This is a genomic window from Rhodoferax sp. TH121, from assembly GCF_002251855.1.
In the GTDB taxonomy this organism is placed as follows: domain Bacteria; phylum Pseudomonadota; class Gammaproteobacteria; order Burkholderiales; family Burkholderiaceae_C; genus Allorhodoferax.
Window position 1 is genome coordinate 830,349 of the sequence record NZ_NOXW01000022.1, and the last position, 26,222, is coordinate 856,570.

General features: G+C 56.1%; 25 protein-coding genes. 18 read left to right on the forward strand and 7 right to left on the reverse strand.

The annotated features are described in order from the left end of the window. Positions 1 to 87: 87 nt before the first annotated feature. Genes rfbC through rfbB form a run of 4 tightly spaced genes read right to left on the reverse strand, consistent with a single transcriptional unit; the run spans position 88 to position 3,510 of the window. Complete coding sequence (gene rfbC / locus CHU94_RS18295) at positions 88 to 624, reverse strand: dTDP-4-dehydrorhamnose 3,5-epimerase (RefSeq protein WP_094482496.1); 537 nt, start codon at positions 622 to 624, stop codon at positions 88 to 90. Next, positions 624 to 1,526 carry a glucose-1-phosphate thymidylyltransferase RfbA gene (gene rfbA / locus CHU94_RS18300; protein ID WP_094482498.1) on the reverse strand — a complete coding sequence of 301 codons (903 nt, stop codon included), beginning with the start codon at positions 1,524 to 1,526 and terminating at the stop codon, positions 624 to 626. The genes rfbC and rfbA overlap by 1 nt, the downstream gene beginning before the upstream one ends. Positions 1,527 to 1,528: 2 nt before the next feature. Further along, positions 1,529 to 2,434, reverse strand: coding sequence for a dTDP-4-dehydrorhamnose reductase (gene rfbD / locus CHU94_RS18305; RefSeq protein WP_094482500.1), 906 nt, complete (start codon positions 2,432 to 2,434; stop codon positions 1,529 to 1,531). Then, entirely contained in the window at positions 2,431 to 3,510 is a 1,080-nt protein-coding gene (gene rfbB, locus CHU94_RS18310; protein ID WP_094482502.1) for a dTDP-glucose 4,6-dehydratase, read from the reverse strand. The genes rfbD and rfbB overlap by 4 nt, the downstream gene beginning before the upstream one ends. 305 nt (positions 3,511 to 3,815) lie before the next feature. Here rfbB and CHU94_RS19610 point away from each other — a divergent pair, with 305 nt between their 5' ends. From CHU94_RS19610 to CHU94_RS18370, 12 genes are all read left to right on the forward strand, one after another. Next, a complete protein-coding gene (locus tag CHU94_RS19610) occupies positions 3,816 to 4,472 on the forward strand; it encodes a PEP-CTERM sorting domain-containing protein (protein WP_255034032.1) in 657 nt (218 codons plus the stop codon). A 163-nt stretch (positions 4,473 to 4,635) separates the two neighbouring features. Then, positions 4,636 to 5,472 (forward strand): XrtB/PEP-CTERM-associated transcriptional regulator EpsA, encoded by an 837-nt coding sequence (gene epsA / locus CHU94_RS18320; RefSeq protein WP_094482506.1) that lies wholly within the window; start codon positions 4,636 to 4,638, stop codon positions 5,470 to 5,472. Continuing rightward, entirely contained in the window at positions 5,465 to 6,880 is a 1,416-nt protein-coding gene (locus tag CHU94_RS18325) for an undecaprenyl-phosphate glucose phosphotransferase (RefSeq protein WP_094482508.1), read from the forward strand. Before epsA ends, CHU94_RS18325 begins: the two co-directional genes overlap by 8 nt. Before the next feature lie 98 nt (positions 6,881 to 6,978). Then, entirely contained in the window at positions 6,979 to 7,512 is a 534-nt protein-coding gene (locus tag CHU94_RS18330) for a Crp/Fnr family transcriptional regulator (protein WP_176452085.1), read from the forward strand. An 8-nt stretch (positions 7,513 to 7,520) separates the two neighbouring features. Continuing rightward, entirely contained in the window at positions 7,521 to 8,663 is a 1,143-nt protein-coding gene (locus tag CHU94_RS18335) for a hypothetical protein (protein ID WP_176452086.1), read from the forward strand. Between the two features lie 22 nt (positions 8,664 to 8,685). Continuing rightward, on the forward strand, positions 8,686 to 9,783 hold the full coding sequence (locus CHU94_RS18340) for an EpsD family peptidyl-prolyl cis-trans isomerase (RefSeq protein ID WP_094482514.1): 1,098 nt from the start codon (positions 8,686 to 8,688) through the stop codon (positions 9,781 to 9,783). Continuing rightward, positions 9,780 to 10,586 (forward strand): polysaccharide export protein EpsE, encoded by an 807-nt coding sequence (gene epsE / locus CHU94_RS18345; protein ID WP_094482516.1) that lies wholly within the window; start codon positions 9,780 to 9,782, stop codon positions 10,584 to 10,586. Before CHU94_RS18340 ends, epsE begins: the two co-directional genes overlap by 4 nt. A gap of 11 nt (positions 10,587 to 10,597) precedes the next feature. Then, positions 10,598 to 12,028, forward strand: a complete 1,431-nt coding sequence (locus CHU94_RS18350) for a GNVR domain-containing protein (RefSeq protein ID WP_094482518.1) — start codon at positions 10,598 to 10,600, stop codon at positions 12,026 to 12,028. Next, a complete protein-coding gene (epsG, locus tag CHU94_RS18355) occupies positions 12,025 to 12,978 on the forward strand; it encodes a chain length determinant protein tyrosine kinase EpsG (RefSeq protein WP_094482520.1) in 954 nt (317 codons plus the stop codon). Before CHU94_RS18350 ends, epsG begins: the two co-directional genes overlap by 4 nt. 20 nt (positions 12,979 to 12,998) lie before the next feature. Further along, positions 12,999 to 14,498 (forward strand): O-antigen ligase, encoded by a 1,500-nt coding sequence (locus CHU94_RS18360; protein WP_094482522.1) that lies wholly within the window; start codon positions 12,999 to 13,001, stop codon positions 14,496 to 14,498. Positions 14,499 to 14,508: 10 nt separating this feature from the next. Then, complete coding sequence (locus CHU94_RS18365) at positions 14,509 to 15,615, forward strand: acyltransferase (RefSeq protein ID WP_141211489.1); 1,107 nt, start codon at positions 14,509 to 14,511, stop codon at positions 15,613 to 15,615. A gap of 5 nt (positions 15,616 to 15,620) precedes the next feature. Beyond that, positions 15,621 to 16,505: a hypothetical protein gene (locus tag CHU94_RS18370; RefSeq protein ID WP_094482526.1), complete on the forward strand. Its 885-nt coding sequence runs from the start codon at positions 15,621 to 15,623 to the stop codon at positions 16,503 to 16,505. A 27-nt stretch (positions 16,506 to 16,532) separates the two neighbouring features. Here the strand turns inward: CHU94_RS18370 and CHU94_RS18375 are convergent, their stop codons facing one another. The 3 genes from CHU94_RS18375 to CHU94_RS18385 are packed head-to-tail and all read right to left on the reverse strand — an operon-like array spanning position 16,533 to position 19,614. After that, positions 16,533 to 17,726: a glycosyltransferase family 4 protein gene (locus tag CHU94_RS18375; protein WP_094482528.1), complete on the reverse strand. Its 1,194-nt coding sequence runs from the start codon at positions 17,724 to 17,726 to the stop codon at positions 16,533 to 16,535. After that, entirely contained in the window at positions 17,723 to 18,694 is a 972-nt protein-coding gene (locus CHU94_RS18380) for an NAD-dependent epimerase/dehydratase family protein (protein WP_094482530.1), read from the reverse strand. Before CHU94_RS18380 ends, CHU94_RS18375 begins: the two co-directional genes overlap by 4 nt. A 5-nt stretch (positions 18,695 to 18,699) precedes the next feature. Then, positions 18,700 to 19,614, reverse strand: a complete 915-nt coding sequence (locus CHU94_RS18385; RefSeq protein ID WP_094482532.1) for a glycosyltransferase family 2 protein — start codon at positions 19,612 to 19,614, stop codon at positions 18,700 to 18,702. Positions 19,615 to 19,714: 100 nt separating this feature from the next. Here CHU94_RS18385 and CHU94_RS18390 point away from each other — a divergent pair, with 100 nt between their 5' ends. The 6 genes from CHU94_RS18390 to CHU94_RS18415 are packed head-to-tail and all read left to right on the forward strand — an operon-like array spanning position 19,715 to position 26,156. Then, the gene (locus CHU94_RS18390) at positions 19,715 to 20,665 is read left to right on the forward strand and encodes a glycosyltransferase family 2 protein (RefSeq protein ID WP_094482534.1); all 951 of its coding nucleotides are present in this window, start codon (positions 19,715 to 19,717) and stop codon (positions 20,663 to 20,665) included. Positions 20,666 to 20,670: 5 nt separating this feature from the next. Beyond that, positions 20,671 to 21,642 carry a glycosyltransferase family 2 protein gene (locus CHU94_RS18395; RefSeq protein WP_176452087.1) on the forward strand — a complete coding sequence of 324 codons (972 nt, stop codon included), beginning with the start codon at positions 20,671 to 20,673 and terminating at the stop codon, positions 21,640 to 21,642. Positions 21,643 to 21,656: 14 nt separating this feature from the next. Further along, positions 21,657 to 23,456 carry an asparagine synthetase B family protein gene (locus CHU94_RS18400; RefSeq protein ID WP_094482538.1) on the forward strand — a complete coding sequence of 600 codons (1,800 nt, stop codon included), beginning with the start codon at positions 21,657 to 21,659 and terminating at the stop codon, positions 23,454 to 23,456. After that, complete coding sequence (locus CHU94_RS19615) at positions 23,453 to 24,043, forward strand: acyltransferase (protein WP_255034034.1); 591 nt, start codon at positions 23,453 to 23,455, stop codon at positions 24,041 to 24,043. Before CHU94_RS18400 ends, CHU94_RS19615 begins: the two co-directional genes overlap by 4 nt. Next, positions 24,040 to 25,254 carry a glycosyltransferase family 4 protein gene (locus CHU94_RS18410; RefSeq protein WP_094482540.1) on the forward strand — a complete coding sequence of 405 codons (1,215 nt, stop codon included), beginning with the start codon at positions 24,040 to 24,042 and terminating at the stop codon, positions 25,252 to 25,254. Before CHU94_RS19615 ends, CHU94_RS18410 begins: the two co-directional genes overlap by 4 nt. Next, the gene (locus CHU94_RS18415) at positions 25,251 to 26,156 is read left to right on the forward strand and encodes a glycosyltransferase family A protein (protein WP_094482542.1); all 906 of its coding nucleotides are present in this window, start codon (positions 25,251 to 25,253) and stop codon (positions 26,154 to 26,156) included. The genes CHU94_RS18410 and CHU94_RS18415 overlap by 4 nt, the downstream gene beginning before the upstream one ends. The last annotated feature ends 66 nt before the right edge of the window (positions 26,157 to 26,222 follow it).

Sequence of the window (26,222 nt, forward strand, 5' to 3'; positions counted from 1 at the left end):
GGGACGGAGAGGTAAATTCGCCCCTTTATGCGTGGCGTATTTCCCACCGTGGCCTGACTGGGGGTTGGCGGAGGCAGTGTGATCGGGTCAGGCAGCGTGGAAAGCTATGCCCGCCGCATCCTTGGCAGACAACAGCGGCGGCATGCCCAAGTCGGGCCATGTGATGGCCAGATGCGGGTCGTCCCAGGCAATACAACGCTCGTAAGCCGGGGCGTAGTAGTCGGTCGTTTTGTACAAAAACTCGGCCGACTCCGACAACACCACAAAGCCATGCGCCAGTCCCGGCGGGACCCATAGCTGGCGTTTGTTGTCGCCAGACAGGATTTCCCCCACCCATTGACCATAGGTGGGTGAGTTGCGGCGTATGTCCACAGCGACATCGAAAACCTCGCCCGCCACTACACGCACCAGCTTACCTTGGGCTTGTTGGGTTTGGTAGTGCAGTCCGCGTAGCACTCCGCGGGCCGATTTGGAGTGGTTGTCCTGCACAAAAGGCAGGGTCACGCCAGTGGCTTCGCGGAACACACGTTCGTTAAAACTTTCAAAGAAAAAACCGCGTTCGTCCCCGAAAATCTTGGGTTCGATTAACAGTACGTCGGCAATGGCGGTGGGTGTGACCTTCATCAAAATACCTTGTCTTTGAGCAGGCGCAGCAGATACTGCCCATAACCCGATTTGGCCAGCGGTTGCGCCAGCTTCTGCAGCTGTGCATCGTCAATCCAGCCACTGCGCCATGCAATTTCTTCTGGTGCCGCCACCTTAAGACCCTGGCGGTTTTCTATCGTGTAAATAAATTGGCTGGCTTCAAGCATGGATTCGTGGGTACCGGTGTCCAGCCATGCGTAGCCGCGACCCATGGTCTGCACATCGAGTTGGCCGCGCTCCATGTACAGGCGGTTCAGGTCGGTAATTTCCAGCTCGCCGCGCGCCGAAGGTTTTACCTGTTTGGCCAACTCCACCACTTGGTTGTCGTAGAAATACAGACCAGTTACCGCATAGCGCGACTTGGGTACTTTGGGCTTCTCTTCCAAGCTGATCGCCCGGCCCTCGGCATTGAACTCCACCACGCCGTAGCGCTCGGGGTCATTCACTGCGTAGGCAAATACGGTGGCACCAGTTGTTTGCGCCGTGGCGCTTTCGAGCAGTCCGGCAAAGTCATGGCCATAAAAAATGTTGTCACCCAGTACCAACGCACTCGGTGCACCGTCCAAAAACGTCTCGCCAATTAAAAACGCCTGCGCCAGGCCATCCGGTGAGGGTTGAACCGCGTATTCAATGTGTATGCCCCATTGGGCACCATCTCCCAGCAACTGCTCAAACCGCGGCGTGTCCTGTGGGGTGCTGATCACCAGCACCTCCTTGATGCCCGCCAGCAGCAAGACGCTCAGCGGGTAGTAAATCATGGGCTTGTCGTAGATGGGCAGCAGCTGTTTGCTCACGGCCTGGGTCGCGGGGTACAGGCGTGTACCAGAGCCGCCTGCCAAGATGATGCCTTTGCGCTGCTTGGTGCTGGTTGTATTGGTCATGGTTATTTCCCTGAGATTTCGGTCAGCATGCGGGCCACGCCCACCTGCCAGTGCGGTAGCGTCAGGCCAAAGGTGGCTTGCAGTTTGCCGGTGGTCAGCCGCGAATTGAGCGGTCGTTTGGCCGGCGTGGGGTAACTGCTGGTAGTCGTGGGGGTGACTTGGGCAGGCCCGGCCTTCAACGGATGGCCCAAACGCTGCGCCTCGCCCAGCACAAACTGGGCGTAGCCATGCCACGTGGTTTCTCCGCTCGCTACGCAGTGGTACAGCCCGGATTGTTCGGGGTGGGCCTGTAGTTGTCGAAGGGTATGCGCTGTTACATCTGCCAGTAGCTCTGCAGACGTGGGTGCGCCAAATTGATCGTTGATCACTGTCAGTGCTTCGCGTTCGCTGGCCAGACGCAGCATGGTCTTTGCAAAGTTGTTGCCGCGCGTGGCATAGACCCAGCTTGTGCGCAAGATCAGGTGCTTGGGCGTGGAGGCCACGGCGCGCTCACCTTCCAGCTTGGTCTTGCCATACACGCTCAACGGGCCAGTGGCATCAGCCTCCTTCCAGGGCGTGGAGCCACTCCCATCGAACACATAGTCGGTGCTGTAGTGCACCAGAAACGCTCCTATTTTGGTAGCTACTTGCGCAAGTGTGGTGGGGGCCGTAGCGTTAATTGCTAGTGAAAGTTCAGGTTCACTTTCGGCCTTGTCTACGGCTGTGTGGGCAGCCGCGTTTACGATCACATCGGGGCGCACCTGCAGCACGCTGCGTTCCAAGCCTGCCTGATCTGTGAGATTGCCGCAAAGACCATCAGGGTTGTGCGCAGCGTCAGCGCCCAGCGCCACCACCTCGCCGAGCACGGCCAAAGAGCGTTGCAGCTCCCAGCCTACTTGACCACTTCGGCCCAGCAGCAGAATCTTCATGCAGCAGCCCTGGCGTCCATGCCATATTGCTTGTTTACCCAGTCGCGGTAGCCGCCGCTCAGCACATTGCCCACCCAATCTGGGTTGTCCAGGTACCACTGCACCGTTTTTCGAATCCCAGTTTCAAAAGTTTCTGCCGGTTTCCAGCCCAGCTGTTCCTCGATCTTGCGTGCGTCGATCGCGTAGCGGCGGTCGTGGCCTGGGCGATCGGTCACATAGGTGATTTGCTCTCGGTAGGGCTTGCCATCGGCGCGGGGCTTGAGCTCGTCCAGCAGCGCACACACGGTGTGCACGATATCTAGGTTCGGCTTTTCGTTCCAGCCACCAACGTTGTAGGTTTCCCCCACCGTGCCCGCTTCCAGAACGCGGCGAATAGCGCTGCAGTGGTCTTTCACATACAGCCAGTCGCGCACCTGCTGACCATCTCCGTACACAGGCAAGGGCTTGCCCGCCTGCGCATTCACGATCATCAGCGGGATCAACTTCTCGGGAAAGTGGTAGGGGCCGTAGTTGTTGCTGCAGTTGGTGGTCAGCACCGGCAGTCCATAGGTGTGGTGGTAAGCGCGCACCAAGTGGTCGCTGGCGGCTTTGCTTGCGCTGTAGGGACTGTTGGGTTCGTACTTGTTGGTTTCAGAAAATGCCGGGTCTGTTTTGGACAATGAGCCGTACACCTCATCCGTGGACACATGCAAGAACCGGAAGGCGGTCTTTGCGCCAGCTTGCAGGTTGCCAAAGTAAGCCCGTACGCACTCCAGTAAATGGAAGGTGCCCACGATATTGGTTTGGATGAAATCTTCTGGACCATGGATGGAGCGGTCTACGTGGCTCTCTGCGGCGAAGTTCAGCACAGCGCGGGGCTGGTGTTCCGTCAGCAGACGATTCACCAAAGCTGTGTCTCCGAAATCACCCTGCACGAACACATGACGCACATCCCCCTCCAGACTGCGCAGGTTGTCAAGATTTCCCGCATACGTCAGCTTGTCGAGGTTGATCACGGCTTCGTCGCTTTGAGCCAGCCAGTCAAGCACAAAATTGCTGCCAATAAAGCCGGCTCCGCCGGTTACCAAGATGGTCATGTTTCTCTTTCCCTGAGTGTCTAGGTGCGCAATCGATCGCGCAGAATATAGCAGGGCAAATCATTCCGCACGGCGCGCCATCCGACGCACTTTTGGTAACACCAATTCGGGTTTCTCCTGCTTGTCGAGCACTGGCTGCGCCAATTAGTCCGAACGGACTATTGTTGGATCTGGGGGCGATTGGCACACTATCTCCCAAGGTCGGACTCCGGCTGTAAGTAGTTAGCACCACCGTTCTTAACTCACAGGGATACACAATGAAATTCACCAAGCTTTTAACCGCGGTAGCCTTTTCGGCTGCATCTTTGACCGCTTTCGCTGACATCACTGTCCAAGGCAGTTCTTTTGTTGCTGGCGCCGCCACGCAGTCCACTTTGATGGGCACCTTCGCAGCGTACAAATCCGGCGCAACACCAGGCGAATTCTCTTTTGCCCCCGCCATGGGTGGTTACCAAGGTGTGGGTGTTGCCGGTGGTGTGAATGGCGAAATCGATGGCAAAGAAAGCATTGTCGGCACGCTGAACCAAGCCTACGGCATTTCTCAATTCACCTTGGGCCTGTTTTTTGACGGCCCTGAGTACGGCGACGTTGAAGAGCAAGCAGAAGTCAAGGTGCAATACGCTGACAGCTCCTTCGGCACTTTTGTGTTGACAGCCCTCAGCTCCACCGTGGCAACTTGGACCAACGCTGCTGGCGTGGTGACCAACTTGGCTTTGGCTGATTTGGGCAAAGGCGGTGTTTGGTCTGTTTCCAACCCCTTCGGTAACCAGAAAGTAACCTCCATCGCTTTCTCCGCGCTGCCTGGCGTTTGCAAGCCTGGTGCAACTTGCACCAGCCAGTCTGATTTCACTTTGGTAAGCGTGACAGCAGTTCCAGAAGCTGAAACCTACGCCATGATGTTGGCCGGTTTGGGCTTGATGGGTGCCATTGCCCGTCGCCGCAATAAAGCCAAGACTGCCTAATCACCGGGCTTCTTGCTAACGAAAGGCTTGCCCGTACCGGCAAGCCTTTTTTTATGCCAAAAGACTTGCACTGTTTACCTCCATATCACCCGTTTGGGGGATGGCAGTGTCACAAAAAATGGGTACTATTTAAGGCTCACTTTTGATTGGTACCCGTTTCCCCATGCCCTTGCTATCGCGAGATGTCACGACGCCCACTGAAGAGGACTTCAGCCAGTTTTCCGCACTGGTGAATGAAATCTTGAGTGTGCGCAGGCACATCGATCTGATGAAATGGTTGCAGGGCAGTTTGCAGCAGTATTTGCCTCACGACATTTTGATTGCCGCTTGGGGTGACTTTCATTTGGGTTTGATCCATTACGACGTGGTGTCGTCCATGCCGGGCGTCCGGTCTGAAAGCGCGGTTGCCGAATCCATCGCGCCGTTGCTCACCGGCTTGTTTGATCGCTGGATCACGCAAGACAGGGCGCCATTCACCATCAACGTAAACGAAACCGGTTTTACGTGGGACGGTGTGGACGTGCAGGGCCCCATCGCCGAAGCCATGTCTTCCATGCGCTCGTCTCTTGTTCATGGCATCAATGACCAGCGTGGTCGCCACGACTGCCTTTACGTATTTTTCAGCAGGTTCCCCAAGCGCAGGCGCAATGAGTCCAACGCGGTCAAGATTCTTTTGCCTTATATCGACTCCACATTGCGGCAAGTCGAACTGCTCCCCAACCAATACGCAAACCCGCCAGTTGTAGAGGCAGAGTCCCCCCTAGTTGCCGACAACGGCCCCCTCAGTGATCGCGAGGCCGAGATCATGAAGTGGGTTGCCATGGGAAAGACCAACGGTGAAATTGGTAGCATACTGAACGTAAGCTCCTTCACCATCAAAAACCATATGCAACGTATTTTCAAAAAGCTGGACGTTTTCAACCGCGCCCAGGCAGTGTCCAATTTCAAACGGCATTACACCCAATCCGACGCGGCACGCAAACTTTCGCAAGATGCCTGAGACCAGCAAGCCCGCCGCGGCCTTGTCTGCGCGCCACGAGCCCGGCCCCTTGGGAAAAGACAATTTGCTCAGTGCCTTTGAAGCAGGCCTGGAGCCTTTGTGTCTGGTTCTTTCCCTCTGGGGTGCTGCCATCTACTTTGAGGGCTCGCTCCCTGCCGCCTACCTCATACTCTCTGTGCTGGTGTTTGCGGTCACATTTCCCGGCACGCCCCGGCTCAACTCCTCGTGGTGGCAGCTTCTGGGTGATGTATTCCTCAGCTGGGTCTGGACGGCGGCGTTGCTGCTCTTGACCGGCATCGCGACCGGGTATCTCAAAGAATTTTCACAACCCGCGTTGTGGGCCTGGCTGGTTTTGGCCCCATTGAGCCAGCTCGTCGGCCATGCTTTGCTGCGATTCTGCGCTCCCTACCTTGTGCAACTGCAAGGGCCGCCGAGACGAGCCATTATTGTGGGCATGAATGACCAGGGAGTTGCATTGGCGAGCCGGGTTGAAGATACGCCGTACTCCCGAATCGAATTCGCGGGTTTTTTTGATGACCGTGATCTCAAGCGGCTTGACGCATCGAGTGACTACCGCATGATTGGGCGCTTGAATGAGCTCCCTGCCTATGTCCGCAATCACAACATCCAGTTGATCTATCTTTCGCTACCCATGGCCTCGCAGCCGCGCATTCTGCAGGTGCTTGATGAACTTAAAGATACAACTGCCTCCATTTTCTTTGTCCCCGACATGTTCATCACGGACCTCATCCAGGGCCGAACTGGCTCGGTGTGTGGCATGCCCGTCATCTCCGTGTGTGAAACTCCTTTCACGGGGTCCAGTGGCGTAATCAAACGTGTGAGTGATGTCGTTTTGGCGACGCTCATCCTTTTGTTGATTTCTCCCATTTTGCTGGGTGTCGCGTTGGCGGTGAAATTCACGTCACCCGGCCCCGTCATCTTCCGGCAGCGGCGATATGGCCTCGACGGCAAAGAAATTGTGGTCTACAAGTTCCGCTCCATGACGGTCACCGAAGACGGTGCCAAAGTGCAGCAAGCCACCAAAAACGACAGCCGAATCACGCCCCTTGGGGCCATTTTGCGCAAAACCTCCATTGATGAACTTCCCCAGTTCATCAACGTGTTGCAGGGGCGCATGAGCATTGTCGGACCGCGTCCTCACGCCGTTGCGCACAATGAGATGTATCGCAAATTGATCAAAGGCTACATGGTGCGCCACAAGGTCAAACCAGGGATTACCGGTTGGGCCCAGGTAAATGGCTACCGTGGGGAGACCGACACTCTGGAAAAAATGCAAGGTCGTATTGACTACGATCTCGATTACCTGCGGAACTGGACCTTGCGTCTGGATCTCTACATTATTTTGCGCACCATACGATTGGTTGCAAAAGACCAGCAGGCCTATTAGATGGATTTAGCCCGTATGGACTATTGTGGGGCGGTTCAAAGCAATCGCATAATCCGAAAGATATACGCGCACTCTGGTGCATAAGAGGAGCTGGAGACTTGGCCAATACGACGTCGAATTTCATTGAACTACAGCCCGATTCGGAGCCCTTGGGAACCGTGAGTGATTTTGTCAATGAATTCATTGATGCCGTGCAGCCCCAGCACCTGTTTGATGACTTCAGCCGCCAAGAAACTGCGCTTCTCAGCAATTATTTGGAAGTCTACGGCGTGCCGCGCCAATCCACCGTACTCCGTGTTGGAGACGCTGGCGACTTTCTCGCTTTCCTCATCACCGGCAAAGCGGTCATAGTCAGAAACATCAACGGTATCGACACCGTGGTGCATGAACTTTCGCCTGGAGAGGTCATCGGAGAAATCTCCTTGTTTGACGGCGAGACCCGCATCGCAAGCTGCATTACCACCGAGCCTAGTGATTTCGCGGTGCTCTCGTCCCAAAGCCTCAACGCCTTGTTGGCGGACCATCCCCGTTTGGGCAACAAGTTTCTGCTCATGGTTGTCAAGCTCACTGCCAAACGTCTGCGCCAGGCATTGACGTCCTCCACCCGCAGCGCCCTTGACGCCAGCCTTTAAGACCTCCCATGAGCTCGCACCCACTACGCCTTGGGTCAGGTGTAATTCTTTTGGCCGTCGCGCCGTCGCTTTGGGCCCAGGCCCAAGACGTGGTGACCCTGCGTGCGGGGCTCAGCGTATTGAATGCAGACAACTTTTTTCGTACCAGCGCAGCCAATGCCGTTTCCGAGCGGGTCACTACCCAGAATACAGGCATCAATGTGGTCTTGCCCTATGGCCTCCAGCAGTTTGATCTGGATGCTAGCCTTACTAGCAACCAGTACCAAACCAACAGCAGCTTCGACTACGTAGGCCAAAACTACAGCGCCGCGTGGCGCTGGAGTCTCACGCCGCGCTTGACCGGCAACCTCCGCAGTGCCCGCACGGAAACACTCAACGCGACGACGGATAGCGTCAATCCCAATCTGCGTAATAAAAACAAGACCCAGGGCACAGAGCTCTCTTTGGCCTATGGGCTGCGTGGTCCTTGGCAGCTCACCACCGGCCTGTCCGACAACAGCTCTATCAACGAACGAGCCTTGGTTGGCCAATCCGACAATCGCTCCACTGGCGCCAATATTGGTTTGCGGTATGAGGCCGCCCCTGGGCAAACGCTGGCTTACGCATTGCAGCAAGGCCGCGGCGTAAGCAATACCGACTACACCAGCACCTCGCACAATTTCACAGCACTGTGGGCCCCAAGTGGCAAAACCAGCGTAAATGCCCGCCTCAGCCACACCCAGCTGCGCTACGGAAATACGCCCCAGTTTGACTACAGTGGCATAGCTGGCAGCGTGGGTGCCGACTGGCGTATTTCCGGCAAAACATCATTGCAAGCCAGTTGGCAGCGTGACCTCTCCAGCTACCAAACCTCTGGCACAACCCACGTCCAGACCGACAGCATCACCGTGTCGCCCTTGTGGCAAATCTCGTCCGAGACGTCTTTGCGCCTTCAGTATCGCCATGCACGGCGGCTAGACCAGGGCAATCCCACTGGCGTTGCCACCAACAGATTGGACTACCTGCATGACACCTCAGTTTCTTACACTTGGCAGCCACGCAAGCAGGCCACACTGAGCGTGACGCTGGCCGAATCCAGCCGCCAGAGCAACATCGCCAATGCCGATTACGTCGCGCGCCAACTGACCTTGGCCGCGCAGTTCGCTTTCTAGTTTTTAAGGGTAGGTAATAAATATGTTCCAGCAACGCATCAACAAACGTCCTTTCGCCACACTCGTCATTGCCAGCGCAGTGCTTTTGGCTATCGCAGGCTGCAGTAAAAAAGAGGTCACCAGCACCCAGGTGGTGGCCTCTGTCGATGGCGAGGAAATTTCGGTCCACCAAGTGAATGCGATGCTGGGCAAGGCGCGTGGTGTCACGCAAGAAACACTTCCCTTGGCCAAAGCGGAAATCCTGGGCAGCTTGGTCGACCAACAGTTGGCCATCAATATGGCAATCAGCAAGAAGCTGGACCGCTCGCCTGAAATCGTTGCAGCCATCGAAACTGCCAAACGGGAAATCCTGGCCCGCGCCGCACTCGAACAAATCGCGTCTTCCCAGCCCAAACCCACTGAAGAAGAGGCCAAAAAGTACTACGCCGAAAACCCCGCATTGTTTAGCGAGCGCCGTATCTACAACCTGCAAGAAATCACACTTGGCAAAGCCACTTCCAATCTGGACCAAGTGCGCGCCCGTGTGGCGTCTGCCAAAAGCATGGAAGAAATCGCCGCTTGGCTGAAAGAGCGCAATATCAACTTTGCACCCAACTCCGGAACCCGCTCCGCGGAGCAGCTCCCCTTGGAAATACTGCCCAAATTGCACGCGATGAAGGACGGCCAAATTGCCTTCTTGGAGAGCAAAGACAACTTTCTCGTAATGCGCGTGGCTAGCTCGCAGCAGCAACCTGTATCCGAAGCCCAAGCCCTGCCCGCCATCAACGTGTTCCTCACCAACCTGCGGGGCGGTGATGCCATCAAGGCCGCAAAGGCTGACATGAAAGCCAAAGCGAAGATCGAATACTTTGGTGAATTTGCTGGCGGCGAAGCCGCGCTCAAAGCCAAGGCGCAAGCCGAGGCCGACGCCGCGGCACAAGCCAAGGCCAAGGCCGCCGAAGACGCCAAGGCCTCCGCCGACGCTGCGGCCAAGCTCAAGGCTGAAGAACAAGCCGCCGCCCAAGCCGAGCAAGAGGCGCGCGCCAAGGCACGCGAAGCAGCCCGGGCCCAGGGTGGGAAAACAGAACAGGCGAACCCCAACCCAGCCAATCTTGAAAAAGGCCTGAAGGGACTCCAATGACACTCCGCACACTCATCCGCACACTCTGCTTTGGCGTGCTGCTTTGCAGTGGGCTGGGCCACGCACAAGACCAGGTTTTTGATGACAAGCTCGGTGCTGGCGACACCGTGCGCATCCAGGTCTTTCAAAACCCAGACCTCACACTGGAGACCCGCATCCAGGAGTCCGGCGACATCACCTTTCCCCTGATCGGCTCCGTTCGCCTGGCGGGCTTAACCATCCCTGGCGCTGAAAGGCTCATTGCCGCAGCTCTCAAGAATGGGGGCTACATGCAGCAGCCCCAAATCAATGTGAGCCAAGTCCAGTCGCGCCGCAAGCAGGTCTCCATCATGGGTGCTGTGCTCAAGCCAGGCCTTCATCCCCTGGAATACATCCAGACCCGCTTGTCTGATGTGCTGGCACTTGCAGGCGGCGTTGCGCAAGGTGGCGCAGATTCCGTGGTGGTCACGGGGCAGCGTGACGGCCGACCCTTCCGCCAAGATGTCGATTTGCTCTCCATTTACCTCCATGGCGCTGCGGGCAACAACCTCATCATGGCCCCGGGCGATACCGTCTATGTTAGCCGTGCACCGGTTTACTATATCTATGGTGAGGCCCAGCGTTCTGGCTCGTTCCGCGTAGAGCGCAACATGACCTTCTTGCAAGCCTTGGCAAGCGCTGGTGGCCCCACTGCGCGTGGCACCGAAAAAGGTTTGCGCGTGCATCGCCAAAGCCAAGACGGCAAAGTCACCGAACTCACCCCTTCGTTGACCGACATGGTGCAGCCCGACGACGTGATCTTTGTGCGTGAGAGCCTGTTTTAAGTGAACATGCCATGACGCCCAAACAAATCTTTCTCATCGTCTTTGCCCACCGCTACGTCGCCGCCTTGGCCTTTGTAGTGGTGGCCATTGCCGGTGGCGCCTACACCTGGACCACCCCCAAGGCCTACCAAGCCACTACCGACCTTCTGGTCGACTCTCGCATCGACCCGATTGCGGGCACTGCTGCGGGCGGTGGCAACTACATTGCCACCCAAATTGCCATTTTGCAGAGCGAGCGGGTCGCCATTGGCGTGGTCAAGCGCTTGCGCATTGCAGACACACCGAGCCTTGTCGACCAGTGGAAAAATGCCACCCAAGGCAAAGTCCCGCTAGAGAACTACTACGCCAACATCCTGCGCCGCGGCCTCTTGGCCGAACCCTTGCGTGGCAGCAACGTCATCCGCCTCACATTCGAGGGCGGAGACCCCAAGTTCGTCACTGGTGTCGTCAACACCTACGCACAAGCCTACCTCGACCTCGTCATCGACTTGCGCGTAGAACCCGTGCGCCAATATGCAGACTGGTTTGAAGACCGCCTGAAAACCCTGCGTGACAACGTGGAGGCCTCCCAGGCCAAACTCTCCGAATACCAGCGCGAAAAAGGCATTGTCGGCAACGACCAGCGCGCTGACATTGAAGCTCAGCGCCTCGACGCACTGTTGGCCCAACTCGTCGCCCTGCAGGGCGAAAACATGGGCATCAGCAGCCGCCAGAAAACCGCGAACGACGAACTCTCGCCAGACGTGCAAGCCAGTCCTGTTGTGCAAAGCTTGCGCGGAGAGCTCAGCCGGGCCGAAAACAAGCTCACCGAGCTCAGCGTGAACCTAGGCCCCAACCATCCCCAGCGCGTGCAGCTGGAGGCGCAGGTCGACGAGCTCAAGCAGCAGTTGGCCAAGGAAATCAGCCGCGTCTCTGGTACCACCCGGGTGGCCAAAACCACGGCAGGCCTGCGCGAGAGCGAACTGCGTGCCGCCATCGATGCCCAAAAAGAGCGCGTACTCTCACTTCGTGCCGAACGTGACCAAGTAGCCGTGCTGGCACAAGACGTGGAGGCTGCCAAGCGCATTTACGACTCGGTGCTCCAGCGCAGCAACCAGCTCAACTTGGAAAAGCAAACTGACCAGGCCAACGTCTCCATCCTCAGCCCGGCCATCGAACCTTCCGCACCTTCCAAACCCAACATCCCCAAATACATTGCGGGCACCTTGTTGGGCGCCTTGGGGGCTGCGTTTGCTGCAGCCATGGGCCTGGAGCTACTAAGCCGCAAAGTGCGCGTGGTGGAAGACATCATGATTGATGACATCCCGGTGCTCGGCATCATCGAACGGCGTGGCGATGCCTACAGCCTGTCTGAGCGCTGGGCGCTGTTCCGCAAATTTTTCACCAAGCGCAAACTGCGCAAAGAAATGGCGACATCAAGCCGACTCGCAGGACTGTCATGAGTGAATCCAAATTCCGCAATTCCTCGCTTTTCCCGGAAGATGTTGACATCGACCTCAACGGCCTGGACGCCCCGGTAGCCAAAACAAAAACCAAGCGCTCCATTGGTACCATCCTCGTAGAGGCGGGCATCATCAGCGAAGATGACGCCTTGCGCGTCATGGCCTTGCAGCGCGAAAAGAAAATCCGCTTTGGCGAGGCCGCCATCATGATGGGCCTCATCAGCGAAGGCGACATCCGCTACGCCCTCTCGTACCAGTACGAGTACGCCTACTTGCCACGCTCCAGCGGCAAGGTCACCAATCCCGAGTTGGTGGCCGCGTACATGCCGTTTAGCCACGAGGTAGACCAGCTGCGTGCGATTCGCAGCCAGCTCAAACTCCGTTGGTTCGACAAAGCCCAAGGCCACGCCATGTTGGCCGTGGTGGGGGCGGGCAGGGCAGAGGGCGGCAGCTACCTGGCCGCCAACCTTGCCATCGTGTTTGCCCAAATGGGTGAGCGCACCTTGCTCATTGACACCGACATGCGCACTCCCCGCCAGCATGTCTTGTTCCAGCTGAACAACCAGCTGGGCTTCTCCAGCCTGCTGGCTGGCCGTTCTGCCGTGGCCAGCGCGCTGCACAGTATTGGCTTTATCCCCAATCTGGACGTGCTGCCCGCGGGCCCCATACCGCCCAACCCGCTGGAGCTGCTCAACCGCGACAACCTGACCGAGCTGTTTGAATGGGCGGGCAAAACCTACGACATCGTCATCATCGACACCACCTCCGTCTCTGCAGGGGCCGACGCCATGATCGTGGCAGACAAAGCCGGTGCCGCATTAGCCGTTGCGCGGGCCAACAGCACCAAGCTCTCCGCCTTCAAGGACATGATGGGTGAACTCAAGCGCTCCCACATCAATGTAGTGGGCTCCGTGCTGAACGATCCCCCGCTGGTTGATGTCGCGCCCTAAGTCCGCGTAGACACAGTTCTATGCCGGAATTTCTGCGGTCGCTGCTGGTGGTGCTGTTTCTGGCCACCGGCATTTTCTATTTTGCAAAAAAATACGCCAAACCTTTGGGTCTAGACCCCAAGGTTTTGCAGCCGCGCATTACTGCTTGGTATCTCATTACCTGTGCAGCATTTTTGAGCCCTGATTTTTGGCTCTTTGCTGTAATCACGGTGTTTGTGTTATTTCGTGCAGCCAAGCAAGATAAAAATCCACTGGCGTTGAGTCTCTTTGTTTTGTACGCCGTGCCGCTGTTTGAAAAGCAGATCCCCGGTGCTGGCATCGTCAATTATCTTTTTGATATCAATTACTTTCATTTAATCTTATTTGTTGTTTTTGTCCCGTTGTATTTAAAAATTCGGAAAGCTAAAGACACGGTGCCGCTTGGCAGTATTTGGCCCGACCGATTCATCATTGGATATGTGGTGTATTCACTGATATTGGTTTTCCCCAATACGACGATTACAAACTTCGCCCGCATCACTTTTACGCAATCCCTGGATGTGCTGCTACCTTACTATGTGGCAAGCCGATATTTCCGTTCGCTACAGGAATTCACCGATGCAATTCAGGCTTTGTTAATTGCCTCATGTATTGCGGCCAGCATCGCCATTGTGGAGTTTGCCAAAGGCTGGCTTTTGTATTCCACCCTCGCGCCTGCCTTTGACATTTTTTGGGGCTATGGTGGATATCTGCGCCGCGGGGAGAGTCTGCGGGCTCTGGCCAGCTCTGGGCAGGCCATTGTGCTGGGCTACACCATGGCCATTGCTTTGGGTTTGTATTGGTACCAAGCCAAAACCCAGATGCAACAACAAAAGCAACTTATTTGGGCTGTAGGTCTGTTGCTGTGTGGTGGCCTGTTTGCACCGGTATCGCGGGGGCCCTGGGTGGGGGGCGCCCTCATGCTCTTGGTATTTATATTTCTTGAGCCCGCTCCACTTAAGCGTCTTTTGAAATTGGGAGCCATCGCATTTGTACCCGGAGTGATATTTTTGCTGACTCCCTACGGAGCGAAATTTGTCAACTACCTTCCATTTGTTGGCACCGTCGATGCCGAGACTGTTACGTACCGCCAAGATTTGCTAGAGAACTCATTGCAGGTGATTCGAAATAATTTGTGGTTTGGATCCTCGGATTATCTATATACTGAAGAGCTTGAATCCATGCGCGCAGGTGCGAATGGCGGAATTATTGATCTTGTAAACTCGTATATTGCGGTTGCATTATCGGGTGGCCTCATTGGATTGGTTTTGTTTATGGGTTACTTTTTCACAACTGCTCACGTGGCCTGGTCCGCACTTCGACGTACCAAAGTCATGGAAGAAAAGATTTTGGGGCAGGCGCTATTCGTAACAATGCTTGGTATTGTATTTATGATTTACACAGTGAGTAGTATATTGATGATACCTATTCTGTATTGGATTTTGGGTGGGCTCTGTGTAGCATATTTTTCTTGCGTGCTAGAAGGTAATTATTCTCGATAAAGAATATTTCTTGGCGTCTTTCAAAATGCTTCACCCTGTGCCTAGTTATTTTTCTATATACATGGATGGGTTGCGACTTGCCGCGGCTTATTATGTTTTTCTGTTTCATTTGAAAAAACTACAAATCGGGACGGAATCCTTTCTTAAATTGATACCTGATCACGGCCATGATGCTGTAGTTTTGTTTTTTGTTTTATCAGGTTATGTTATTGCTGCAACGGTAGATCGAAAAAAGTCGTCGGGGTGGCAAGACTATCTACTGGACCGTGCTGCTCGTGTGTATTCGGTGGCTCTTCCAACGTTGATTTTTTCCGCTTTGGTTGCTCTTGTCATCCAGTGGGCTGCGCAGGGTGGTAGCAGAGGCCTATCTGTTCTAGGAGTATTGGGTAGCACAGTTCTCAATTTCTTTTTCTTGGGGCAATCTTGGGGCCTGGAAAGTTGGGTGGTGTACAACCAGCCCTATTGGTCCCTGTGCTACGAGGTGTTGTACTACGCTTTATTTGGTGTTGCGGTATTTGCCAAGTCGTATTGGCGTTACATCGGACTTTTGATCGTCGGGCTCATGACTGGCCCCAAGGTTTTGTTGTTGCTGCCCTGCTGGTTGTTGGGTGTTTACGCCTACCGTTGGCGGGACCGCCTCGTTATGTCACCCACAGTTGCGGTGGTAGTTGGATTCGTGTTACCTGTGGCAATATTGGTGTTACTCAATAAATTGGGGTTTGGTCCCTCTACCCGCGCGTGGATGGATGCTTTGATCGAGAACAGAAAAGACCGACTAGAGTTTTCTGCAGATTTTTTGATTGACTATGTGACTGCAACACTGGTTGCAATCAACCTATATGCAGCAAGGTTCATCCCATTTCGGTTTCCAAACATTGTGAGTGCGGTTTTTAAAGGTGGTGCGAATATTTCCTTCACACTCTACCTAATGCACATGCCTTTGATTTATTTGGTTTTGCATTTTGTCGCTGATGCACGGCACACATTGTTTTGGTTCTTTGTTTGTGCTATCGGCGTTCCCTTATTTTGTTATTTTGTTTCTCAATTTACAGAATTGAGGCGCTCTTCACTGCGTCACTGGTTGGCGTTGCGCCTTGCTGTATTCAATAGACGCTGATTACCATGGAATTTGGAATTCTTACCCTCGCCACACCCAACGATTACCGCAAGGCAATTGGGCTTGCTTTGTCTGCACGTGTATCTAACCCCGGCGTACCCCTTGCGGTTGCTTGTTCTGCCAAGGTGGGTGAGTTATTAAAGCCTTACTTTGACCATGTCATTCTCGAGGACTCCAGTCTCAGGGGATTTGAGCACAAGGTGCATCTAGACAGATATTCTCCATTTCAAAATACCTTCTTCTTTGATTCCGATGTTTTGCTGTTCAAAGATTTGGGGCCTATCACCGACAGTTGGGGCCAGCAGGCTTACACTGCGATTGGTGGCTATATGTCGGATGGTTTTAGTAGCTTCGGTTTAGACCGGCAACGGGTGCTGGCCAAGATTGGTAAGGAAAAATTGGCGGTCATCGATGGCGCTGGGCATGCGTTTTTTACCAAACCTGCATGCCAAGAGGTATTTGATTTGGCGCGTCATATCACTGAAAAACACGCTGAATATGCTGGGGATATTCCCTATGCCGATGAAGATGTCATGGATATTGTCATGACGATTTTGAATTTGGTGCCTGCACCTGGGGACGGCTTTTTTTCCCGCTATTTGACAGCCGTCCCTGGGACGCTGCAAATGGATGCGACCGCAGCAAAGTGTCGCATGATTGCCAATTACTCAGGCCTTCCAATTGAGCCTTGCATGATGCATTTCGCGTCCAACGAGGCGCCTTTTCCCTATGCAAAACAGTTGTACAAGCTGTTCAAGCAGAGCGGTGTCAGCACGGAGGGGCTTTATTCTGAGGCCTTTATAGATTTCTACACTATGGAAATACTCTGGCCCTTGAAGGCCAAACTGAAGCGGGTGTTGAAGATGGTCGGAATTCGGGTCGGCAAATAGTGCTCTAACTTTGATGTATTGAGATGGTTATGCCTTGCAGTCATGAATCCGTAGGGCATCGGCCACTTTCTTTGCTTCCGCTTCCCACGAGCTTCCCGCTACGGTAGCCAGCCCAGCTTGGTGCAGGCGCTTCCACTCTGCCGGGTTATTTATGACCTCCACCAATGCCGCTGCCAGCGCTTGAGGGTTGGGTTCCGCCAGTTTGGCGTTGCTAGGGTTCAGTTGCCATTCGGCCCAAGGGCCCATGTTGCTCACCACTGGTGTGCCGCAGGCCATCAGCTCCAATGGCAAGAGCGATAGATTGGTCATCGACAGCACCAGCGCGGCATCGCAGCTGTTGTAAAGGGCGCCTAGTTCACTGACCCTGAGCTTGCCGCAAATTTGGTGCGGGAATGCAAATTTTTGACGTTCGAGATTGCCCCCCGCAAACACCACCTCGATGTTGGGGTACAGCTGGTGCAGGCAGTGCAATGCCAATACGCCTAGCTCAAACGCCCGGCGTTCTGTCTCTGGGCGCGCGTAAAAGAATATGCGTTTCGTTGTGCGGTGTTGTCGCGGCAAGGGTTGGTAAAGTTTGGCGTCGTAAGAGAAGGCGAATGGATGCGTTTCCATTCCAAACTCTGCATGCAGCTTGTCGGCCAGCCAGCTTCCAGCAGTTAGGCCGATAAAGCCAAAGCGATAGGTGTTTTCCGCAAAAATGAATTCGCTGCCAGGCGCTGAAAACCAAGGCTCGTAATCCTGCACAAAGTAAAAACGTTTGTGTGTGGACGTAAATGCCCGCACATAGTAGGCGGTATCAAAGCCGGTCGCTACACATGCGTATGCGGGGGGCGCAGCTTGGGCGTCCAAGTACACCTTTGCCTGCATGGGGCCAAATGCCTGCACCATGCGTTGTTGAACTGCATCCGGGTCCCCCATCCATCGGCCCTCGCCAAACACAATTCTGCATTCATAGCCTAAGGCCTCCAGCCCTTGTACAAAACGCATGATGTTGATGTGTCCACCGCTTGTGGCAGAGAATCCAGACAAAAACCAGTTGATGGTGTTTACTGAAACATCGTCGGTTTGGGGGTGGCGTGGGTAGGGCCCCAGCAATGTGTAGCTGTATTGTTTACTCAGGTCACGGGGAGGGCCAAATCGCAAGCGATCAAGAAACTCCTTGGGGCCGTGTTCCCGGAGATAAGTCCAAGCATTGCGGGCTTTGCTGAAAGTGCTGCTCATGCGCGGTGTCCGTATTCCTGTTGTATCCACTGCCACGTCTGGGCGATGCCAGTGTGCAAATTCGTTTGGGGGGCCCAGCCTAGCTGTTGCGCAGCGCGGGTCACGTCCAGCACATTCACTGGCACATCAAAGCCTCGGCCCGGTTGGTAGGCTACGTTCAAGTCTTTCCCAGTCACTTCGCGGATCGTAGAAAGCAGCGTGTTCAACGAACTCCCCATTCCCGATCCAATATTGAATATCGTGTGGCTGGCGTCTGTCGTCGCTGCGGCGATGAGCGCGTGTACGACATCCGAGATGTGGAGGTAGTCGCGCACCACAGATCCGTCGCCCCATATCTCAATGGATTCGCTCCGCAAAGCCCGCCCCAGAAAAACAGCAATGGCTCCCTGGCTGGCCTCGATGCGTTGCCGCTCTCCATAGGGGTTGGCCAGCCTCAACACGGTGTGTTGCAAACCATGCAACTGTTGGTAGAGGGCCAAATACTTCTCAATGGCCAGCTTCATGATGCCGTAAGAGCAAGTGGGTTCGGTCGGATGGTTCTCTGCAATGGGCGTGTGGCGGGGGTTGCCATACACCGTGCCACCCGACGATGTAAACACCATGCGCTGTACCTTGTGGCGCACGGCGGCATCCAGCAGGCGCAAGGTACCTAAAAGATTGGTCTCAATGTCGTAGGCGGGGTCCAGGTTTGAAGTTTTGGGCAACGTGGTGGATACCAAGTGGTAGCACACATCCACACCCTCCAGCGCAGCGTCTATATCTTTGGTGCTGACCAAGTCACCTTCCAGGTTCGTGAGGCCTGGGCGTTTGTCTTCTGGTACCCCTTTGACAGCCTGAATGCCGGGTCGGTCAAAGGCGCGTACCCTTGCGCCAGCTGCCAACAGCGCGTCTGTCAGGTGCGAGCCGATAAAGCCGCGCGCACCCAGGACCAAGCAGGTGGAGCCGGCTAGGGAAGATGGATGGTTCATGTGGGTTAGTGGCCGCGTAGCAGGCAGAAGAGAAGACGAAAGTTGGATGCCCGAAAAGGGCGCATGCGCATAGCTCGAAAACCGTGGTACCTGGCCGTGGCGATGTTGCCAGCATCCAGCGCCCACCATGCCCATTTGGTGTAAATATCGGCCGGAGAAGTTTGTTCTTTTGTAGGTATGGGTGCGGTGTTTGTTCGCTCTTGGAGCAACCCACGCCGATCATGCGCAGATTTGGCTGCACGGGCCGCAGACGTTTGCTGAGTTTTAGCGTATTTATATCCAATGCTTGCTGGATGTTGGCGGTAATGTAGCAATATCTCCGGGATATTGGCCAACTCACCAACCTCCGCTAAGCGCAAAAAGAGGTCTAGGTCTTCGGCGTGCAAATAGTCATACTTATAACCTCCAGCAAACTCAAACGCTGACTTGCGAATCATTGCGCTCGGATTAATTATTGCACCGCCACGGCCAATCAAGTTAGCCTTGTCTATTTGATCATGAGTGGTGCCAGCCAACATGGGTTTTAGAGCCCTTCCCATAGGGTCAATCAAAAGTACCTGTGAACCAACCGCAACACAATTGCCGTTCGTCTTCATGTAGTTCAGCTGCACTGACAAGCGACTTGGCATACAAATGTCGTCTGCATCCATCAGTGCAACCAAATCTGTTTTACAAAGTCCAATTCCCATATTTCGACTGCCAATCAATCCTTGATTGGGTCCCGTGAATACTCGACAGCGATCATCCTTTTCTTCGTAGTTGCGAAGAATTTCAAGTGTAGTGTCCGTGCTGCCATCATCGACGAGCAGTAATTCAAAGTTCGGATAGTCCTGTGCTAAAACCGAGTCGATAGCTTGATGTAAATAGCGCTCTCCATTGTGTATGCACAATACGAAGGATGCTTCTGGTGGCGGGGGCATAAGTTGTGACAGCAGAGAAAAGTGGTGCTCTGCCCGGAGGGCTAGATAGTATTCGTTCGATCATAATAGGCCCCGTCACACGTCAAGATCAGGCCCACCCGTGGTAGATATATCAGTCATCATCGTCAGCTACAACACTGCACATCTGCTCGAAGAAGCGGTAAGCAAAGTCAAGAATGCAGCCCAAGGCCTGTCGTTGGAGTGCATTTTTGTGGACAACGCCTCCAAAGACGATTCGGTTGCGCGTATTCGTGCGCTTTTTCCTGCCGACACACTCATCGTTAACCAAACCAATGTAGGCTTTGGCCGCGCGAACAACCAGGCGCTGGCGCATGCGCGCGGGCGCTATGTGCTGCTGCTCAACACCGACGCCTTTGTAGCCACCGACACCTTGGTCAACACTGTGGCCCACATGGACGGCAACCCGCGCTGCGGCATCTTGGGGGTGCGCCTGGAGGGCCGAGACGGCGAATTGCAACCCTGCGCGCGCTATTTCCCCACGCCATTCAACCAGTTTTTGCAACGCACGGGCTTGCACAAATACTTCAAGAGCGTTCGCCTGGTCGACGACATGGCCTGGGACCACGCCAGCGTGCGCACCTGCGATTGGGTGGTGGGCTGCTACTACCTGGTGCGCAAAGAAGTCATCGACCAGGTAGGCTTGTTTGATCCGCGCTATTTTTTGTATTTTGAAGAGGTGGACCATTGCTTCGCTGCCAAGCGGGCAGGATGGGAGGTGGTGTTTTACCCCCACACCACGGTAGTGCATCTAGGCGGGGAGAGTGCCAAAAGCAGCGGTGAAATTACCCAAAGCGGGCGACAGTTATCGGCGCTACAGGTGGAGAGTGAACTGCTGTACTTTCGCAAAAATCATGGTCTTGCAGGTGCGTTGATGGATACGTTTCTGAGCCTGACTGCAGATGCCTTGCATGCGCTAAAGCAGTTGCTCAAAGGCAAGGGTGCGCAAGAGGTAGCCAACGCCTGGAAGCATGCCAGCTTGTTGTTGCGGTTGTGCCTTCGTACCCGTTTGGGTTCGCGTCCCACGCGATGAGTCACATGGCTGCACCAAGTCCGTTGCGCCTGTCGGTTGTCGTCATTGGGCTGAACGAAGAAGCCCGTTTGCAGGGGGCGCTGCAAGCGGTGTTTGACACCTGCCCCGCCCACTGCGAGTTGGAAGTGTTCTATGTCGATAGCGGTTCCAAAGACCGTAGTGTGGCCATAGCGGAAGCCATGCCGGGGGTGCAAGTGTTGCGCTTGCAGACCCAGCGACCCTCTGCAGCCAAGGCGCGCAACATGGGGCTGGCACAGGTGCGTGGAGACTACGTGCAGCTGATCGATGGCGACAGCGTGCTGCAAGCGGGGTGGCTTGAAACTGCTGTGCAGACGCTGGAGGCCAACTCTGGCATTGCCTGTGTGTTTGGCCAGTGCGTAGAGGCCTATCCGGAGCAAAGTGTTTACATGCGGGTGTGTGGGTTGGACTGGCACATACCGGCCGGAGACCATCGCCTGTGTGGTGGTAACTCGATGTGGCGCCGCGAAGTGATTGCGGCGCACGGTTTTTTTGATGAGGCACTGCAGTTGGGGGAAGAGCCCGACTTGTGCTACCGCGTGCGCCAGCAAGGGCATCGTATTGTGTGTGTAGACCAACCCATGGTGCTACACGATTTGGCGATGGTGACATTCAAACAATATTGGAAGCGTGGCGAGGCGACGGGCAAGGCCTACGCACGCGTGGCTTCCCGGTATTGGCGCTTGCCTGAAAAAATGTGGCTGCGGGAATTGGTGCGCAACTTCACTGAGCCCCTCACGTGGGCCGTTGTGGTCTGCCTGGGTGCGGTCTTCGTCGGTGGTGTTGGTGGCGGATTGTTGGCGCTCTTGGCATGGTGGTTGCTGCGTGCCGCAAAGATTGCGCGGACTGTGCGCAAGCGGGCTGACGGATGGCTGGGGGCTTGCTTGTATGGCTTGCATTGCCAGTTTATTCGGCTCCCGGTTGTGGTGGGGCAGGTCAAAGGGCTGTTGCAGCGTTAACAGGGAACATGTAAATGGCAGGATTCTTGGTGGCGTGGACGCATGACGCGGCATCGCCCGATACCGCAAGCTGGGCGCACGCAGAGCGCATTGCACTTCGCGGTGGCGCATTGGGCGCAAGTCACACTACCGTCCAATGCCGTGTGTTGACCTGGCGGCGCAGAACCGGCGAGTTTCCACACAGCGGCAAGGTGTTCGAGTCTGGTCGCAAACACGTGGCATGGGTGGGCCAGTGTGTAGACGAGGGGGGAGAAGCTAGCCAACAGGCCATCCACGTACTGGCCCGAGATGTCTGGAATGATGCAGCGGCAGCCCGTTGCAATGGACCCTTCTGCGCGGTAGTGATGGGAACCGAGCCCTTTTCGTTGCGTGTGGTGACAGACCGCTACCGCCACTACCCCGTGTATGTGTACAAGGGCGCGGGCGTTGCGGTAGCGTCTACAGACATGAAGTGCCTGCTGCCTTTTATGGGCAAACGTGCACTGAACTTGGCTGCGGTGGATATGCTGCTGCGGAGCGGTGAGCTGATAGACCGCGATACCTTGTTGGACGGCGTGGAGCTACTGCCGCCTGGCACGGTCTTGTCCTTGGAAACAAACGCCGCTGGTGCTTTGCAAACCACGGAACACCGGTACTGGGCCATGCGGCACGATGGTGCGGCGGCTGGTAGCTTGTCGCGCACCGCCGATGAACTGGCGCAGAGATTGTCTGCGTCCGTGCGCAGGCTGGAGGCGGTGTCGCCCCGTTTGGGCATCACGCTGAGCGGTGGTCTGGATTCGCGCATCATTTTGGATTTGTGTGCACATCCCGAGCGGGTGCCCAGTTTTACCTGGGGCTTGCCCGGTTGCCGTGATATTGCGTGTGCAAGCCGTTATGCCCAGGTGGTGGGCTCACCCCACACGGTGCGGCACTGGAGTCCCCCAGACTTCCCTCCGCTGTGGCCCACCGGAGCAGACCTGACGGCGGGTAGCTTTGGGGTGGAAAGCATGCATATGCTGCCGTTCATTCCCTTGTTGGCGTCTCATTGTGATGTGGTGCTCAATGGTTTGGCGGGTGATGTCATCTTGGGTGGCAATTTCATCAAATACGATTGGCTGGGTCAGCGCGATGTCAGCAAACTAGGTCGATCCATTTGGCGATGGAGGGTCTCTGCAGAGGAAGAGCGGCAAGTGGACATGCTCAAGGTGTCTGATACATCGAAGTCGGCGGCGCAGCGATGGGTAGATTCCATCGCTGCACGCGAAGGCGCAAGACCGGTTGAGCGAGCAAACGATTGGCTCTACGAGAATAGGATATTTCGATATACCAATTCCGGAACCATGTTGTTGCGCAGTGCCGTAGAGTCGCACTCGCCGTTTTTTGACAACGACTTTATCGATGCCGTGACAGCGGTTCGGCAGGAACACAAGTTCAAGCACCGCTTGTACTTGGAGGTTATGCGCCGAGCGGCTCCGCGTGCGGCATCAGTCACGTGGCAGCGCACCAATATCCCGCCAGCTTGGGGATTTCAGGCCAACGTGCTGGCAATGGGTGTGCACCGCGTGGTGGGCAAGCTGGCATCGCGCTTGGGGTTGGAGGCCTTCAAGGACTTGAAGGTCGCCGATCCGGCTGGGTGGTTGCGTACCGATTGGCAGTCCGTTGCTGCGGACATCGTGCTGGGGGCTCGGGCTCAAGAACGCGGCGTCTGGAATCCGCAGGCCGCGCAGGGCCTCTGGCAGTCGCATATGCGCGGCGGCAACCACACACGCACCTTGGGCGCCATGGTTGCAGTGGAGTTGTTTGCGCGCAGCGTGTTGGACGAGGACTTGGTATGAGCTTGCGCAACATGGCCTTGGGTACTCTGGTGCGTGTGGTGGCACCGTGTGTCCGATGGGGCGGCTATGTTGTGCGTCCGTGTCAACGCCTGTGGCGTCTCATTCAACTGAGTGCTTGGAGTGAAGGTGAAGTCCCGGTGAGCACCCAGTTCGACGGACCGGTCCATCTGCCAAAACGCATTGCGCTGTGGCTTGGTGCATCCTGCAGGTTTGGGCGCGAAGTTTTTTTGGACACCAACGGTGGACGCATCACGCTGGGACGCCATGTGCGCATCAATACGGGGTGTGTCTTGGTGTCGTATGCCTCCATCTCCATTGGAGATGACTGCCTGATTGGTGAGTACGTCAGTATTCGGGATGCCAACCACGGCACGATTGAGGGGCAAGCCATGCGGTTGCAGCCGCATACCAGTGCCCCCATTGTTATTGGCAACAATGTGTGGATCGGGCGTGGTGCCGTTGTCTTGAAGGGGGTGCAGATTGGGGACGGCGCAGTGGTCGCCGCGAATAGTGTGGTGACCCGGGACGTAGCCCCCCGTACTTTGGTCGGGGGTGTCCCAGCGCGTTTGATCAAGGCCCTGGTATGAACCCCTTAACCGTGGCCTACCTATCCCCCGCCATGCCAGCCCTTTCGGAAACCTTTGTCTACGAAGAGCTGCTGGCGTTGGAGCGCCGTGGGGTGACGGTGGTGCCATTTTCGGTGCGCCAGCCTGCCAAGCCCGTGCCTGCCCAGCAGGCCCTGGCCGCGCGGGTGACCCACCTATACGCGGGCGGCCCCTTGGCGGTGGTGCTGGGCGGGCTGTTGCAGTTGCCACGCTTTGGCCTGCGCGTGGGCAAGGCGCTGGGCTGGCTTGCCAGTGATGTGACGGAATGCGGGCCGCTGCGCCTTTCCAGCTGGAAGCTGGCCTACCAGTTCTTGGCGGGGGCGCGTTTGGCCGCGCTGTTGCGGCAGCGTGGCTGTAGCCATTTGCATGTGCACTTTGCCCATGTGCCAAGCCAAATTGCCATGTATGCCTCTGCCCTGGGTGGTGTGCCGTTCACCATCATGGCCCATGCCAACGACATTTTTGAAGACGGCATCTTGCTGCAAAAGAAGGCCATGCGCGCCAAGCGCATGCTCACCATCTCGGACTACAACCGCCGCTACCTGCAAGGGCTGGGCATTGCGCCAGACCGGCTGGCAGTGGTGCGCTGCGGGGTCAGTTTTGCGCCACCTGTCACGCCACCCCGCTGGGAGGCCGGCCCGGTGTTCAAGCTGGCATCACTGGGGCGCATGGTCGAGAAAAAAGGCTTCGACGTGCTGATTGCCGCAGTAGCCCTGCTGCGCAACAAGGGGCTGGCGGTACAGCTGAGCCTGGCAGGGGATGGTCCTTTGCTATCAAATATGAAGCTGCTCGCGCAGCAGCTATGCGGGCTAGAGGCTGTTTTGTTTGTTGGTTCGCTGCCTCACCATGAGGTGGCGGCCTGGATGCGACAGCACGACGCCTTTGTGTTGGCTTGCAAGCAAGACAGACATGGCGATATGGATGGCATTCCGGTCGTGCTGATGGAGGCCATGTCGCAGGGGGTGCCCGTGGTGTCTACGCGCCTCTCTGGCTTGCCGGAGTTGGTGCAGCACCAACAAACGGGGCTGCTGGCCGAGCCGAACGATGCCGCCAGCTTGGCCCAGCAAATAGAAGCGCTGATGCAGTCCCAAACCTTGCGCGAGCGCCTGGCCACGCAAGCCCAAGCCTACGTAGGCATGGAGTTTGGGCAGGCCACCAATATTGATCGACTTATGGACCATATTCGTCTATGACAACCTCCCTTGGCTACGTGTTGATTTCCCCCTGCCGCGATGAGGCCGACTACATGCGCCAGACTCTGGACACCGTCGTGGCCCAGTCGGTACTGCCCGCGCGCTGGATCATTGTGGACGACGGTTCAACGGATGCAACACCCCAAATACTGGCTGAGTACGCTGCCAAACACCCTTGGATTACTGTGGTGACGCGGCAGAACCGTGGCCACCGCGCAGTGGGGCCGGGAGTGATAGACGCCTTTTATGCGGGCTACCAAACCATCAACCCCCAAGACTTTGAGTTTGTGTGCAAGTTGGACTTGGACTTGCGCCTGCCCCCGCGCTACTTCGAGATACTGATGGAGCGTATGCACGCCAACCCGCGCATTGCCACGTGCAGCGGCAAAGCCTATGTGGAGCAGGGGGGGCGGCTGGTGAATGAGGGGCATGGCGATGAAACGAGCCTGGGGATGACCAAGTTTTACCGCGTGAGCGCCTTTGCGGCTATGGGCGGCTTTGTGCGCGAGGTGATGTGGGACGGCATTGACTGCCATCGCTGCCGCATGATGGGCCTGATCGCTTGCAGCTGGGATGAGCCAGAACTGCGGTTTGTACACCTGCGCCCCATGGGCTCCAGCCAGCAAAGCATTTACACAGGGCGCATGCGCCACGGATTTGGCCAGTACTTCATGGGCACTGGGTTTTTGTATATTTTTGCCAGTGCGCTCAAGAAAATTCCTGAGAAGCCGTATGTACTCGGCGCGGCGTACATGCTTTGGGGCTGGTTGAAGAGTGCGCTGCAGGGCAAGCCCCGCTACAACGACCTGGAATTCAGGCGTTTTTTGCAGGCTTATCAGTGGCGTGCATTGTGGGTGGGAAAGCGACGGGCGGTGGAAGAAATAGACCAACGTGCACGCTGACGCATTTGCTTGCAAGCATGGTTAACGTATTCTTGAACCACCCGGGTTTCGTGCCCTGGGTGGCTA